At 59.6% G+C, this 12,378-nt stretch carries 14 protein-coding genes; 3 read left to right on the top strand and 11 right to left on the bottom strand.

What is annotated here, in order from left to right; all coding sequences use genetic code 11:
• Window positions 1–4: 4 nt before the first annotated feature.
• From ACFR9U_RS20210 to ACFR9U_RS20230, 5 genes are all read right to left on the bottom strand, one after another.
• Entirely contained in the window at window positions 5–367 is a 363-nt protein-coding gene (locus ACFR9U_RS20210) for a DUF7521 family protein (protein ID WP_247381305.1), read from the bottom strand.
• Window position 368: 1 nt separating this feature from the next.
• Window positions 369–713: a helix-turn-helix domain-containing protein gene (locus tag ACFR9U_RS20215; protein WP_247381304.1), complete on the bottom strand. Its 345-nt coding sequence runs from the start codon at window positions 711–713 to the stop codon at window positions 369–371.
• 98 nt (window positions 714–811) lie between these two features.
• Window positions 812–2,044: a hypothetical protein gene (locus ACFR9U_RS20220; protein WP_247381303.1), complete on the bottom strand. Its 1,233-nt coding sequence runs from the start codon at window positions 2,042–2,044 to the stop codon at window positions 812–814.
• 412 nt (window positions 2,045–2,456) lie between these two features.
• Window positions 2,457–2,657 (bottom strand): hypothetical protein, encoded by a 201-nt coding sequence (locus tag ACFR9U_RS20225; protein ID WP_247381302.1) that lies wholly within the window; start codon window positions 2,655–2,657, stop codon window positions 2,457–2,459.
• A gap of 151 nt (window positions 2,658–2,808) precedes the next feature.
• Window positions 2,809–3,519 carry a hypothetical protein gene (locus tag ACFR9U_RS20230; RefSeq protein ID WP_247381301.1) on the bottom strand — a complete coding sequence of 237 codons (711 nt, stop codon included), beginning with the start codon at window positions 3,517–3,519 and terminating at the stop codon, window positions 2,809–2,811.
• A 339-nt stretch (window positions 3,520–3,858) separates the two neighbouring features.
• Here ACFR9U_RS20230 and ACFR9U_RS20235 point away from each other — a divergent pair, with 339 nt between their 5' ends.
• Window positions 3,859–4,989, top strand: coding sequence for a hypothetical protein (locus ACFR9U_RS20235; protein ID WP_247381300.1), 1,131 nt, complete (start codon window positions 3,859–3,861; stop codon window positions 4,987–4,989).
• 358 nt (window positions 4,990–5,347) lie between these two features.
• Here ACFR9U_RS20235 and ACFR9U_RS20240 read toward each other — a convergent pair whose 3' ends face one another.
• Window positions 5,348–5,797, bottom strand: coding sequence for a YccF domain-containing protein (locus ACFR9U_RS20240; protein WP_247381298.1), 450 nt, complete (start codon window positions 5,795–5,797; stop codon window positions 5,348–5,350).
• A gap of 657 nt (window positions 5,798–6,454) precedes the next feature.
• Between ACFR9U_RS20240 and ACFR9U_RS20245 the strand changes: the two genes are divergently transcribed.
• On the top strand, window positions 6,455–6,664 hold the full coding sequence (locus ACFR9U_RS20245) for a hypothetical protein (protein ID WP_247381296.1): 210 nt from the start codon (window positions 6,455–6,457) through the stop codon (window positions 6,662–6,664).
• Between the two features lie 200 nt (window positions 6,665–6,864).
• Here ACFR9U_RS20245 and ACFR9U_RS20250 read toward each other — a convergent pair whose 3' ends face one another.
• Window positions 6,865–7,050 carry a hypothetical protein gene (locus ACFR9U_RS20250; RefSeq protein WP_247381295.1) on the bottom strand — a complete coding sequence of 62 codons (186 nt, stop codon included), beginning with the start codon at window positions 7,048–7,050 and terminating at the stop codon, window positions 6,865–6,867.
• Window positions 7,051–7,548: 498 nt separating this feature from the next.
• A complete protein-coding gene (locus ACFR9U_RS20255) occupies window positions 7,549–7,713 on the bottom strand; it encodes a hypothetical protein (protein WP_247381293.1) in 165 nt (54 codons plus the stop codon).
• Between the two features lie 445 nt (window positions 7,714–8,158).
• Here ACFR9U_RS20255 and ACFR9U_RS20260 point away from each other — a divergent pair, with 445 nt between their 5' ends.
• Window positions 8,159–10,075: a methyl-accepting chemotaxis protein gene (locus ACFR9U_RS20260; RefSeq protein ID WP_247381291.1), complete on the top strand. Its 1,917-nt coding sequence runs from the start codon at window positions 8,159–8,161 to the stop codon at window positions 10,073–10,075.
• A 220-nt stretch (window positions 10,076–10,295) separates the two neighbouring features.
• Here the strand turns inward: ACFR9U_RS20260 and ACFR9U_RS20265 are convergent, their stop codons facing one another.
• The 3 genes from ACFR9U_RS20265 to ACFR9U_RS20275 form a co-directional block, all read right to left on the bottom strand.
• Window positions 10,296–10,625, bottom strand: coding sequence for a type II toxin-antitoxin system PemK/MazF family toxin (locus ACFR9U_RS20265; RefSeq protein WP_247381289.1), 330 nt, complete (start codon window positions 10,623–10,625; stop codon window positions 10,296–10,298).
• 5 nt (window positions 10,626–10,630) lie between these two features.
• A complete protein-coding gene (locus tag ACFR9U_RS20270; protein ID WP_247381288.1) occupies window positions 10,631–10,987 on the bottom strand; it encodes a MarR family transcriptional regulator in 357 nt (118 codons plus the stop codon).
• 217 nt (window positions 10,988–11,204) lie between these two features.
• Window positions 11,205–11,912, bottom strand: coding sequence for a hypothetical protein (locus ACFR9U_RS20275; RefSeq protein ID WP_379815039.1), 708 nt, complete (start codon window positions 11,910–11,912; stop codon window positions 11,205–11,207).
• Between the last annotated feature and the right edge of the window lie 466 nt (window positions 11,913–12,378).

The following is a 12,378-nucleotide window of genomic DNA, read 5'->3' on the forward strand; positions in this document are numbered from 1 at the left end:
CAGCCTACCGATCCTCAGCTTCACTACGCGGCCGGTGCGATTGGTCATCGGCCCGTGTAAGATACAACGAGTACGCGATTGAGCTCACTCCGCAGAGTTGGACTATCCGGGTGACGAACCGAAAGTAGTCCTGATAGATGAGGGGCAGGTTCCCTGCCCGGAGGAACGCCGTCCCGACGAAGGCCAGCACGTAGGTAACGCCGAACAGGAGCAACAGCCCGATCGACAGATACCGCATCGGGGGACTGTCATGGCGACGGAGCCCCCGGTACGCCTGATAGCCGATATAGAGCCCGGCCAGGGCTGTGACGGCAGCGACCGCCGTCGTCAGCAGGCCGATCGTCGTGAAGCCGGCGAACGGGCGCATCTTAGAAGTCCTCCCAGAGGCGTGTGAGGCGGTCGGCGATGTCGTCACCGTGGCGATCCACCTCGAACTCGAATTCGCCGCCAGCCAGCTGGATCGACAGTTCCGCCAGCGTCGCCACGTACACCGTATCGTGGTGGCCGTCCGCCCGCGGTCGGGTCCGCTCGGTGAGCAATCCGACGTCGGTCAGCCGCTCGACGCGGCGATACACCGTCGCCTGCGAGACGTCAGCCTGCTCGCTCAGTTCCTTCGCGCTCAGCGCTTCGACGTTTGTGGCCGTGAGGATGGTCCGGACAGTGGCATCATCGAGGAGGGAGATCACCGTCTCAAGCGGTACCTCATCGGACACGTCCGACGGATCGGATGGTGGTGTCATAACTATCGGTGTCCTGGACGCTCGTCCGGCGGTTGGACTGCCGGTGGAGTCGACGGGGGCGGTCGTGGTTCTCATGGCAATTCGTATTCGTAGAGTAGCAATGCCGGTTGCTCGTGAGAAGGCTCATACAGCACGCGGACGGTTGCGCCGGCCTCGAACTGAGCTGTGGTCACTGTCAGCAACTCGCCTGGGTCAAGCCGCTCTCCAACGCCTGGACCCGTCTCGATCGGGTCGACACCGTGGTCCTGAATCGTGAGCGTGTCGAGGGGAATCGAGTCGCCGGCTTCGTGAGTGATCGTGAGGCGCTGGGCGTCAGCACTGTATTTCGCGCTCCAGGTGACGGACGGTGTCAGCGCACCGGGACTGTAGTCCTCCCGAAATTCCTCGATCGGAGCGGTCATCGCGATGGTGGCTGTCCGCCCCGAGACGTCGACATCCACGGCGGTGGCATTGACCGCCTGGCCGTGTTGTTTGAGCGCTGTCTTGACCTCCCCAACAGTGACGTCGTACTCCGATGGGAACAGCCACGTTTCGACGTAGTACGCCCCGGACTCGTCGTGGTCGAACGCCATCCCCAGCCCCTCGATGTCTGCCTTGACGTTCTCGTAGCGTCGGAACGTCCCTCGAATCTCGCCCGGCCAGAGCCATGCCCACCGGCGGACGCCCGTGTGCGCCGCTACCGTCGCAAAGTCGGAGTTCTGGGCGTCGTACCGCGGGACGTCACCACGTCGGGCGGCCAGGACCGTGGTCAGGTTCTCCCGGGCTGGGCTGCCGGTCCCGAACACGACTGCATCGCTGCTGACGCCAACTGCGCGCTCAGTGTCCGGTCGCGTGTAGATCTCGTAGTTCCCGTCAGTCCCGACCGGTTCGTAGCTCGTCTGTGCGAGCGTCTCGTGGACGTCTAGCGTTGGGATGTCACCGAGCAACACCGCTGCTACGTCTGTTCCGAGAGCGAGATCGACGTCGTCGATCCCCACACCGACAAAGTCAGTGCTGGAGACCAAATGGTGGCGTTGATAGTTGTTTCTCGTCCAGTCTGGGGCAGCATCCGGCGGCGGTGCGTACACCTGGACGTCGTAGCCATCGTCGACGTCGGCCGCTGGGGGAAAGGTCTCGGCGGCAGGAAGCCATTTCTGGTAGGTTGCCTCCCCGGCGGTTGGGACTGTTACGCTACCGTACTTGATCTCTGGCCCCAGCGGTGGCAGACTGCCACAGCCGCTGAGGGCAGTGAGCCCGGTTGCCAACGCCCCGCCACAGGCTTGGAGGACTGCGCGTCGCGAGGACCGTTCGTCGTCTGGTGACATCCATCCGGTACGTCTCAACCGGCGATAATAAACAGCGGTCCCGTTCCGCCCACGCCTGCAGAGTGTAGAAACGTATAAATAAGTGGTCTGGCGGAACCCGGCGCACTCCGGCGGACTTCGACGAGTGCAGCCATCAAGGGGCGTCCACTGGGTTTCCGCTGCCGGTGCGGTGGCGCCTGATCGGGAGGGCCGCTGTCGCGACCACGCAGGCGCGCCCTGGACATGTCCACTCAGACCGCCAGGCCAGCCCATTGGCCATCGGGCGACTGTACTTCGAAGAGTAACGCTGGGTGACACGTGGGGGTGGTCACCGGCGCTGCTCTGTTCGGTGCCTCCATTTCCCAGCTAATCTGTCACGCGATCTTTCGGCCGGCAACTGTCTCGCTGGCTTCGGCACGGGCCACGACGATTTCTACTCGGTGTGCGAGCGGAGTCGCTCTGTGATCCAGGGGACGACGAACAGCGCCAGTGGCATGGCGATGACGAACGCGCCGGCCCACTTCATTCCGACCATCAGCAGTTCCATCGCTGGACTCTGCCAGGGCGCGTCCGCGCCGAACCCGAACGTCGTGAACAGCTGGATGACGACCTGGAGCGCGTGTATGACGCCCACAGTCTGTCCCTCCAGGGTTCGCATCCCCCACAGGTAGACCAGCGTGCACACTGGCACAGAGCAATTATGAGCACCAGAGAGGTGAGGGTGCGCCGGCGTCGTCGATTCATACCGGCTTATCTGCCCGGCATCAGATAACAGTCAGGTTCTTCTACAGGTTTGCAGGGCGAGTGTCTCGGGGTCGTTCGAGACTCTCCGATCTCGTGATGCCGTGACACAGAGCGTCTCTCATCACTTGCCCTCGAGGCGGGTCATCACTGCCGCTGTCTCCGCAGTTTGCGACGTCCGGGACTCCCCACTGCAGCGGGCCACGTTTGTACCAGGCTGGCTGAAACCGTGCGTTGATGACAGTCACAGCCCACTCGAGGGCATCGTCGAGCCAGCGGTGCAGCCACAGCCCTGTAGCCAGCGCCGGATAGCCGATGACCATTGGCAGTATACCAAGGGAGCCAGTACAGTTCCACCCGGTCGTTTTCACCGCGTGGATGGCGGGGGACCCGATATTCGGCGAGGAATACCCCTGGGAGTACCACATCCAGCCGAATTCGAGCGTGGGGACGGTGGGCTCGGCCATGCTGGCATCGCCTGTTTCGCACACGCCGGTCATCGACACTGTCGCAAACACAAGGAGCACGAAGCCACCGACCGTGAAGCCCGCTACATAATCGCCCCAAACACCCTGGTGTGCGCGCCAGAGGACGACCGCAGCGGCTCCCATCATGAGTCCGACGAACCACAACGGCGGGTACGCGAGCGGATGTGTCTCCTCCGCTGGCTGCGTGACGAGCAAGTACAGAGACGCATACAGCACCGCGAACTGGCCGGCAACGAGAACGGTGACCAGCCCCGTGATTGCCGTCACTCGTAAGAGCACTGGTGACCGGCCAGGGTCTTGTCTCGTGAGGAACATGTAGCGGCGGCACAGGCCCAGGAGCAAACAAACACCGTGGCTCGGGCGAGTCACAGGCCGTGGCGTTCCCGGTAGGTTACTACGCATGTGTCTTGAGCAACGGCGTCTGCAACCTGTGCTCTCCCCGCACTAGTCAGTGGGCGACAGGGTGCAGCAGTTTGCGCACTGCATCGCTGGTCACGCCGGGAGTCACTGCAGATCTTCGCTCGACTGTCTGGTGAATTCACGAAATTGATATTTAAGGTTCGCTATGTTTATTTCGCTGACTTTCCTACGATGTCACACTACCACATGGGAGAGGAATCCACCCCCTCTGTTTCTGAACAGCATCCCAGCGTTCAGGACGCACCATCGCTCCACACCAATCCGGAACTGCCCGAACGCGAGTTTGATGCCGACTTGTGGTTGGACCGGATCGCCCGGGCTCTTGGGTTCGGGTGGCTATCGGATCGGCTCCCTGGCGGGCTGCCACCGTCGTATCTCTACGCCATCGTGTTGATCACCACGATCGAACCGATCGGGAACTCCTATGCGTACGTCGCTGGCGACACAGTCGCATATCTGAAAAACCCGTTTCTCTTCTTGCAGCCGATCGCGTTGCTCATGGCCGTCTATGGGGCGCGCGCGTTACGCCGTCGCTACCACCACGTGATGCAGCAGATGGAGATCGAACAGCGCGCGAGCGAGCCTGCCAAACTGCTCGACATCGTGCCGGGATGGCTCCCGTGGCTGTTTTTCGTGGCGTCCCTCGTCCTGAACTTCACCCGTGTCCTGGCGCTTGGGGGTCCCGGGGTGATTTACGAACAGTATGGCTTGCCGGTCGTCATCGGGTACATGGTCGTCAACCCGATTTGGGCGACGATTTTCGCGCAATTCCTCGCAGTGTATCTCTCGATCGAACTCCTCGCCCCGTGGAGGCTCTGGCACTCAGACGTCGGCGTTCATTTTCTGGATCCGGAAAACCTCGGTGGGCTCCGTCCGTTCGGCGAGCTCATCAAGCATACCTACTACTACATGGTCGCTGGATTGACGCTGTTCGCACTCATCGCGTATGGGCCGGTGATCGTGCTGTCCGAGATGAGTCGCACCGCGACGACGAACGTCATGTTCACCGCCGTCTGGCTGGGGACGGTTCTCACCGTCGCCTTTGCCGTGTTCACACTCCACCGGTTCATGCGTCGCGAGAAACGGGACGAGCTGTGGCGCCTCGAGCGGCTCCGACAGGAGTATATCCAGAACCCGTGGGACATCAAATCGTTCAGCATCGCCGACGGGAAGCAGGAGACGGTCGACGAGATCGAGCAGCGGATGGAGCGGGTGAGCGCCACCAGGGAGTATCCGGCGACGTTTAGCATCTGGTCACAACTCTTGCTCAGTATCGTCCTTCCCAAGGCGTTCCAACTCCTGTTGGCGAGCATCTGAGTTTGCAGATGTGCCACTGCTGCCACCACTCGTGTTCCATACAGGGAGTCGTATTCGTGGGCCGCTCCTGTAACCATCGACCTCGTCGTTAATCGCGGCTACGCTGATCGTGTCGGTGCCCTCCGGCAGAAGGCGGCCTCGACCAAGAAGAGCGACGACGAGCCCGCCTTCCGATTCCTGCAGATCCTCGAACACCTGCGAGACGAGTAACTGGGTTCGGCTGTCTCGTCCTGATGAACCCGATGATGACTCCTGTGTTAGCTGGCGGTGGGGCTGTCAGGTGGTGAGGGTGATTCACGAACCCAGAAAGCCCCCGGACTCCTTCCCGCGACTCGGTGCGTTCCGCAGGGGTTGCGGTTCAGTTCTCTAGTTTGTAGAGGGACACGACGAACGGTAATCGGTCAAGCATCCAGAGCGAGAGCGGCAGCCCGATCACCGTCAGTGAGATGAGCCACGATATACCCATCCAGACGCCACTAAACCACCACCCCACGAGCAAGAAGTACACTGCCCGAAGCAGGAGGTTATGCTGCGCAGGGCCAGTAACTTCGACAGTCGTCTGCTCGCCCGTCTGGGTGATCACCTGCGTCGTCTCCTGTTTTTTCAGCGTGAGAACGAAGGGCACTTTGTTGATCAGTTTGATCCCCAGTGGAATCCCCACGACAGTCACGTTCAGAATCCAAGCGACCGCGAGCACAATACCAGACGCCCACCATCCGACGAGCAGCCACCAGAGGAACCGAACCACGAGCGAATGTTGATTCGCCTGCTGCACGACTGTCGTCGTTGTCTCATCACTCTCAGTCATACGAATAAGACGTGTTAGTGTGGTAACAAAGGACTTCGCACTACTTTTTAGCCACTCCGTCTCGCAAGCGAGAGCAGTAGTCCTGAATTCTCCGTTCACTACGTTCGATGTCTGGTGCATTTAGTTACGGCTTTCCCACCGAGCCAGGCCGCTCGTGAGCACTCGGTGAAGCGCCCACGGACGCCGCTCCCGCGACTCGGTGCGCTCAGTGTCGATCTGGATGAGTCTGCCAGCGCGATCTCGGGACAGTCATCCCGATTCGGGCGGTATCGGAAGTCGATCGAACGCGGCCAAGAACTAGTATCAGGGTCGCTGTTCGGTTGCGCTGACTGGCGACAGTTACGCCTTCCCCGCGGACGAGCCGGTGTAGGCCCATCTCTGGCTTCTTTTTTGGCGTTGAGGAGGTGCTGTGTGTTCAGTGGTGGATCAGTCGAGTAGCGGAGTGTGTATCTGGCGTGCGTCGTTGTTTCAGATCCCGCCCGGAGCGATGGAGCGGTCGGGCACCGGTGTTCGCCGCCACCCAGCGGCCCACCTCCTCGCCCTCCGCTCCTGCCCTCACGACGTTCGGGCAGCAGCCACACCCTTCCGAGCTTCCCCTGGTCCAGTGCCTTTCGGACAACGACAGACACTTCGTCCCGATTCCCCTACGGTCGGGCCATGCCTGAGTACCCGATCGTTGTCCGGACGCTCGGTGGTCAGAACCGCCTTGGCGTAGAGGAAGCCGATGCCCTGGAAGCAGACGTCAGTCGCGTCGTCACCGAAGGGTACGAGCAGATCGATGTCGAGCAGCGGGACGACGGTGAGCAAGTCGGCACTGTCGTCGCTTCCGCTGATAACGCCTCGATCGAGGAGATTCACTGGACGTAGTGGTGCCGATCTAGAACTCCCCCTCTAGTAGTCGCGTGTCTGGCGGGCCAACAGAGTGGGCTAATTCCAGTTGCCGGCTCTCAGTGTGAGATACTGATCTACTGGCAGATCTGGCGTCCCGCATACAGAAGGTGTATGCAGCTTGAAATGCTGATTGCTACCGCTCAATCAATGCTGAACTCACTGTTCACGAAGCCGGATTAGCTCTCAGAGGTTAAGAACAGGACGACGAGTGCTAAACCGATCGATGCCGCCGACAGTGGTTCCCAGTTTCCAGTCTTTCCCACGTGGTAAGTGGCGGCACAGACCGCGAAAATTCCCAGAAGAGACACAGCTAACTCCACTTTCTCGTCGACGATGAGTTTCGGTATTGAATCAGTACTCATGGCCTGAATGATTGGAGAATTAATTTTTAACCGTTATGCTATCTCGGCGACGTGTGTCCGGCTATTCCCTGTATTGAGCATCACTGCTGGTCGCTGATTCTGCGCTGTGCATTCGGCACAGGTTCGAGTATGTGTCTAGAGCCTTCAAGATCTGCTGGCTCTGAACCGCCCGAATTCCCCTGCCTCAACCTGGAAGATCGAGTCGTTCGATGATCGAACAAGGCCCTGCAACGCCCATACTTCACGGGGTGTAACCGCCCGATTGCGGCGGGATGGTCTGCCGATCGAACGCAGCGCCGGTGCGGTCGATAATCGAACGAGAGAGGGCTGCCACTGGGAGTCGCATACAGCCGGACTGGTGACAATTCGGAAAATCAATCGCCGATCGACAGGCAGCCCCGCTTACACGGCACGGATTTCTCGGTAACGCGTGGAATAGAACGCTGGCCACGGAACTCTTGAATCGATCAGTACAGATGAGGAACCTAACGGACGTAGTTAGTCCTGCTTTGCTTCGAGTTCTTCGACCCGCTGTTTCAGTTCTTCCAATTCCTCTTCCGTGTTTCCTTCAGTATCACGGTTAATGAAGGCGATTACGCCGAGGAATACAGGAACAGTGACTATTACGAACAGGAGGAGGAGAAACCAAACTTCAGGGCTCATACGCGCAATGTCGACTGATACTCAATCAACATTTCTGTTCAGTTCGCAGGTACAGTGAGCAGCGGCGGTTCGATTACCATTCGTCATGTCGATGATAAATACCAGCCACCCGCCCTGCTGCCTCTCGGGTCAGTCGCGCGGCGCTCGGACCGGTTCCACGGCCCTCGCGGGCGTCGAGACCGCGCGCTTGCAACGACTGGCCGGGGGTAACAATGCACTCGATGCCATGCCGAACTGGAACGAAGAGTGCCGAGACCTCGTCTCGATGTGGGGCGTTTGTCCCGTCCTGCAGGGTATGGCTTCCGGTGTCGAAACGACTTCGGACCAGGGCCGTGACATACTGACGTTCAGTTCGGGCCCGAAGCCGAGGGCAAGAGCGGCTTTTGACCGGTGTGAGACATGAGTCGGTCCGAACGCTTTTCCACGGAGCATAGGTCGGATTGATATGGACAACGCCGTCGATGATTCTCGTTCTAGCCGTTCTCTCGTGCGTCAGTGGAACAGCAAGCTCCACGAATTCATCAGATACATTCCAGACGGGGACTCGATTCCGGACGAGACCTGGAAGGGGCGTCACCGGAACATCCTCATTCTCCTCGTCGCCCACATGCCGTTTCTCTTTCTTCTTGGGATCTACGATGGAACTGAGTCGCTGATTACGGGGGCGACGATCCCTGAATTCCCCCTGGCCATCGTCTTCATTGCGATGACCGGTCTCCTCTGTTTCGCGATCGTGGGGAGCTGGACGCGCGTGGGACGACGGGAACGGACCGGGTTTGCGACGTTGGGGTTGTTGACTGCCTCCGCGACCCTGGTCTACTTCTCGGGGGGCTACATCGAAGCGCACTTCCACTTTTTCGTGATGATGGCTGTGGTTGCGGTCTACGAGGACTGGCTGCCGTTCCTCCTCGGCATCGGGTACGTTGCATTCCAGCACGGGTACTACGGCATGACGAGTCCGGAGCTGGTGTACAACCACGCCGCTGCCATCAATAACCCGTGGGCCTGGGCGAGTATCCACGCGACGTTCATCCTGGCGCTCGCGGTGGCCTTGATGACGCAGTGGTATTCGACCGAGCGGTCCCGGGAAGAAGCTCGGAAACAGCTTCAGGAGGCCAAAGAGAAAACCGACCAGGTCGAGAGTCTCGAAGCCAAGCAGGCGGAGATCGAGCAGGCGAAAGCCCAGGCCCAACAGGCACAGGCAGCAGCGGAAGCCAAACAGAAGGAGGTTGCGCAGTTGAACGAGCATCTCGAAACCAAAGCCGAAGCCTACAGCGCCATGATGGCACGGGCGGCCGACGGTGACCTCGCCGTCCGGTTGGATCCGCAGAGTGAGAGTGACGCAATGACCGAGATCGCCGAGTCGTTCAACGAGATGCTCGAGGAGACGGAATCGGCCATGCGAGACATTCAGGCGTTCGGCCAGGACGTCGCAGCCACGAGCGAGGAGGTCAACGCCGGGACCGAGGAGGTCACGCAGGCCAGCGAGGCAGTGAGCGATGCGATCCAGGAGATTTCGAGCGGCACGGCCGAGCAACGGGAAATGCTCGACGAGTTATCCACAGAGATGAACGACATGTCAGCAACGGTCGAAGAAGTGGCCGCCTCTGCCGAGACGGTCGCCAGCAACTCCCAGGAAACGGCGGCTGTTGCCGAGACTGGTGAGCAAACGGCACAGAAAGCAATCACGGATGCGCGAGAAGTCCGGGATGCGATCGACGTGACGGTCGACAACGTCGAAGCGCTCGATGAGCAGATGGCTGAAATCGGTGAGATCGTCGAACTCATCGGTGACATCGCCGAACAGACCAACATCTTAGCCCTGAACGCCAATATCGAAGCTGCCCGTGCCGGGAACGACGGGGGTGCGGGCGACGGTGAGGGATTCGCCGTCGTCGCAGACGAGGTCAAGCAGTTGGCCGACGAAACTCACGCCTCAGCCAGCGAGATTGAGCAGCTCATCTCGGACGTCCAGGCCCAGACGGACCGGACTGTCGAGGAAGTGAAGACAGCCCAACAGCACGTGGAGGAGTCGGTTAGTGCCGTCCAGGAAGTCGTCGATGCCTTCACACAGGTGGCGGAGAACGCCGAGGAAACCGACCGCGGTGTCCAGGAGATCAGCAACGCAACCGACGCCCAGGCCGCCAGTACCGAAGAAGCCGTGTCGATGGTGGAGGAAGTCGCCGAGATCAGCCAGACGACCACCGACGAAGTCGAGCGTGTGTCTGCGACCGCTGCAGAGCAGGCCTCGACCATGACACAGGTAAGTTCGAATGTCACTTCACTGGCCGAGCAAGCTGAGAACCTCCAGTCACTGCTGTCCACGTTCGAAGTCGCCGATGGGCAGGTAACACGCGAATAGCGACGGCAACGTGTTGCTCGTCGGCGAACGGGCGGGACGAGTTGTTGACGATGAGCCACGGCCGCTGGGCGTCCGGCCCGAGTTTGAACGGGTCAGTGCTTCGGACGACATCCCCGGGCTCGACGTCATCGATACTCAGAGGTACATCTCGCAATTGGTGTGCTGACGTAATCAGTGTACTGTCGTTCTCTCTCCTGAGTCGTTCGATGGAGGTGAGAACCTAGAGCACCTTCGTCAGGTCGTTTATACTGTCCGCGACCGCACCCATCGTCTGCTCGTCGACTTGGGCGACACGCTTCGCGATCTCTTGATCGGGGAAGCCGTGTAGAGACCACGGACTCACGTAGCTGGGATAGGTCTTCAGTTTACCCTCTGTGAGCGAGTCTTCAGTGAGTTTGACTGCCTGTGCCCGTTCCGTCGACGTGATAACCGCGACAGTGTACCGGTCGCCGAAGAACGGTCGGTTCCGATTCGAGACGATGAGGTAGGGGTGAATGCCACTCTTGAACGTCGCTGGTGCGAGCACGACACTGCCCTGTGCGTACGCCATCGGCGCTATGCGTTTTCCCCGAGATCAGGAGCATCCTCGGCCCACTCATCGTCCTCGCCGTACGCATCATCGCCGTATTCGGCCTCGATCTGCTGGAGGCTCACCACGTTCGCGATCCGTGAGGCAGCCACGTCGTCGGCAACTGCCCAGTAGGAGTCGACCTTGCGGACGAGTCCTTTGTCCTGCAGCCGTGAGAGGGTCTTGTGGACGCTCGAATGTGGGACGTCTGTGAGGTCTGCTAACTCCTTTGGACTGAACCCCATATCAGGGTGGTCGAGGAGGACCGAGAGGAGTTCGTGTTCGTTGGTCCCGGGTTTGACTGCCGGACCCTCGTCACCAGTGTCGTTCAGGTTGATCGGCATCGATGTCTGTCTATGTCAGTGTATGTCTGCGAACGTCATAAATATTGGTTCGCTGCCCCTCCTTCTCCCACTTTGGTGTAGGAGCAGACACGCGAGGTGTGCTGACGACGAGCAGGCAGACGGTGTTGAACCTGCTACGTACATCGTGCTTAGTCAGCACGCGAGATTCTTCGTCAGAACCATCAACGGATTGTCGGTAAGTAGAACTGTTCGATTCTCAGGACAGGTGAACGAAATACCAGGACCCGTCATACCGAGCAAGTAAGCTGTGTCTGTTGTTCTCATCCGTGAGTTGTTCACGGAGAGTACTGAACGCGTCCGAATCCGTTCCACACTCAGTGTACGTCCCTTCGATTGCTTGCGTGACGATGTCTCGCTGTTCGTTCGTGAGCTGGCCGAGGTCGGTACCGCGTTCCCTGCAGAGATACCTGAAGAACTCCTCCGGTGATTCAGCTACAAGTGTCGTGGAGACGGTCGTGCTCGTGATCTCGACTGTTCGTTGCTCATCGAAGACCAATCGTAGCAAGACATCATTCCACTCGAGATAGTGGCTCTCAGTCTCCGGGACGAACAGCGACCGGTGTCGCACCCCCGCATTTTCGTACGCGAACACGACCGAGAACGAATAGTGCGGTGCGTGAAGGAGATGTGGATTGCCGACAGCGCTGCGGAGCGATTCCCGATCGTGAGCCGGCAGATCAGCAAATGAGTGGCTGCCGTTGGTGTTCGGGAGTGATGGTTCATCGACACCGATCTCGACCGAATATTCGTACCCCACTGTCTCCGTCGCGTTGAAATCGGTCGTTTCGACGTGATAGTAGTCCCCAGACTCCGTGACGACGTACTCTTGTGGCGGGTGGAGAGCGTAATAGCTCCGGGACGTAGAGTCACCAGTCTCTGTCGCGAGTGCGCGAGTCAAGACCATCCGTGCGGCGTACGGTACCGATTCGATATCGGTACTGAACTCATTCGAGACGTGGGGCACAGTTACCTTTTGTAAGGAAAAGTGAGTGCCGTCGGGACACGAGTCCGATTGCCCGTCACGGCCTGGCACGCCGAGACACCCAGCAGTCGGGAGACCCGTTACCCCAATCGCTGCAAGAACCGATCGGCGTTTCATACGAGCCCCTACCGAACACACTCATAAGTTCCTGCTGTACGCTCAAACACCCACTTGAGTCAACTGCCACCGACACGGGCCGTAGTTGCCAAAGACTCTGGTCTCTGCTCCTCGGAAAGGATGCGTTTTGTTGGACCCATCCTCTGTTTGCTGCAGACACGTTCGAACTAACTGCTGTTATCGTGCGCTATCAGATCCCCTGCTTTACCTGCTGTTGCAGGGTATGGCATGCAGGGTGTGCTGATAGAACGTTTGGTATCGATACTGCGCA

Source organism: Halorientalis brevis (assembly GCF_042678165.1).
Lineage (GTDB): Archaea > Halobacteriota > Halobacteria > Halobacteriales > Haloarculaceae > Halorientalis > Halorientalis brevis.

Excerpts from the sequence above, each read along its gene's own strand:
- ACFR9U_RS20210 (WP_247381305.1), bottom strand. The coding sequence starts at position 367 with ATGCGCCCGTTCGCCGGCTTCACGACGATCGGCCTGCTGACGACGGCG.
- ACFR9U_RS20220 (WP_247381303.1), bottom strand. The coding sequence starts at position 2,044 with ATGTCACCAGACGACGAACGGTCCTCGCGACGCGCAGTCCTCCAAGCC.
- ACFR9U_RS20235 (WP_247381300.1), top strand. The coding sequence starts at position 3,859 with ATGGGAGAGGAATCCACCCCCTCTGTTTCTGAACAGCATCCCAGCGTT.
- ACFR9U_RS20240 (WP_247381298.1), bottom strand. The coding sequence starts at position 5,797 with ATGACTGAGAGTGATGAGACAACGACGACAGTCGTGCAGCAGGCGAAT.
- ACFR9U_RS20245 (WP_247381296.1), top strand. The coding sequence starts at position 6,455 with ATGCCTGAGTACCCGATCGTTGTCCGGACGCTCGGTGGTCAGAACCGC.
- ACFR9U_RS20250 (WP_247381295.1), bottom strand. The coding sequence starts at position 7,050 with ATGAGTACTGATTCAATACCGAAACTCATCGTCGACGAGAAAGTGGAG.
- ACFR9U_RS20255 (WP_247381293.1), bottom strand. The coding sequence starts at position 7,713 with ATGAGCCCTGAAGTTTGGTTTCTCCTCCTCCTGTTCGTAATAGTCACT.
- ACFR9U_RS20260 (WP_247381291.1), top strand. The coding sequence starts at position 8,159 with ATGGACAACGCCGTCGATGATTCTCGTTCTAGCCGTTCTCTCGTGCGT.
- ACFR9U_RS20265 (WP_247381289.1), bottom strand. The coding sequence starts at position 10,625 with ATGGCGTACGCACAGGGCAGTGTCGTGCTCGCACCAGCGACGTTCAAG.
- ACFR9U_RS20270 (WP_247381288.1), bottom strand. The coding sequence starts at position 10,987 with ATGCCGATCAACCTGAACGACACTGGTGACGAGGGTCCGGCAGTCAAA.
- ACFR9U_RS20275 (WP_379815039.1), bottom strand. The coding sequence starts at position 11,912 with ATGGTCTTGACTCGCGCACTCGCGACAGAGACTGGTGACTCTACGTCC.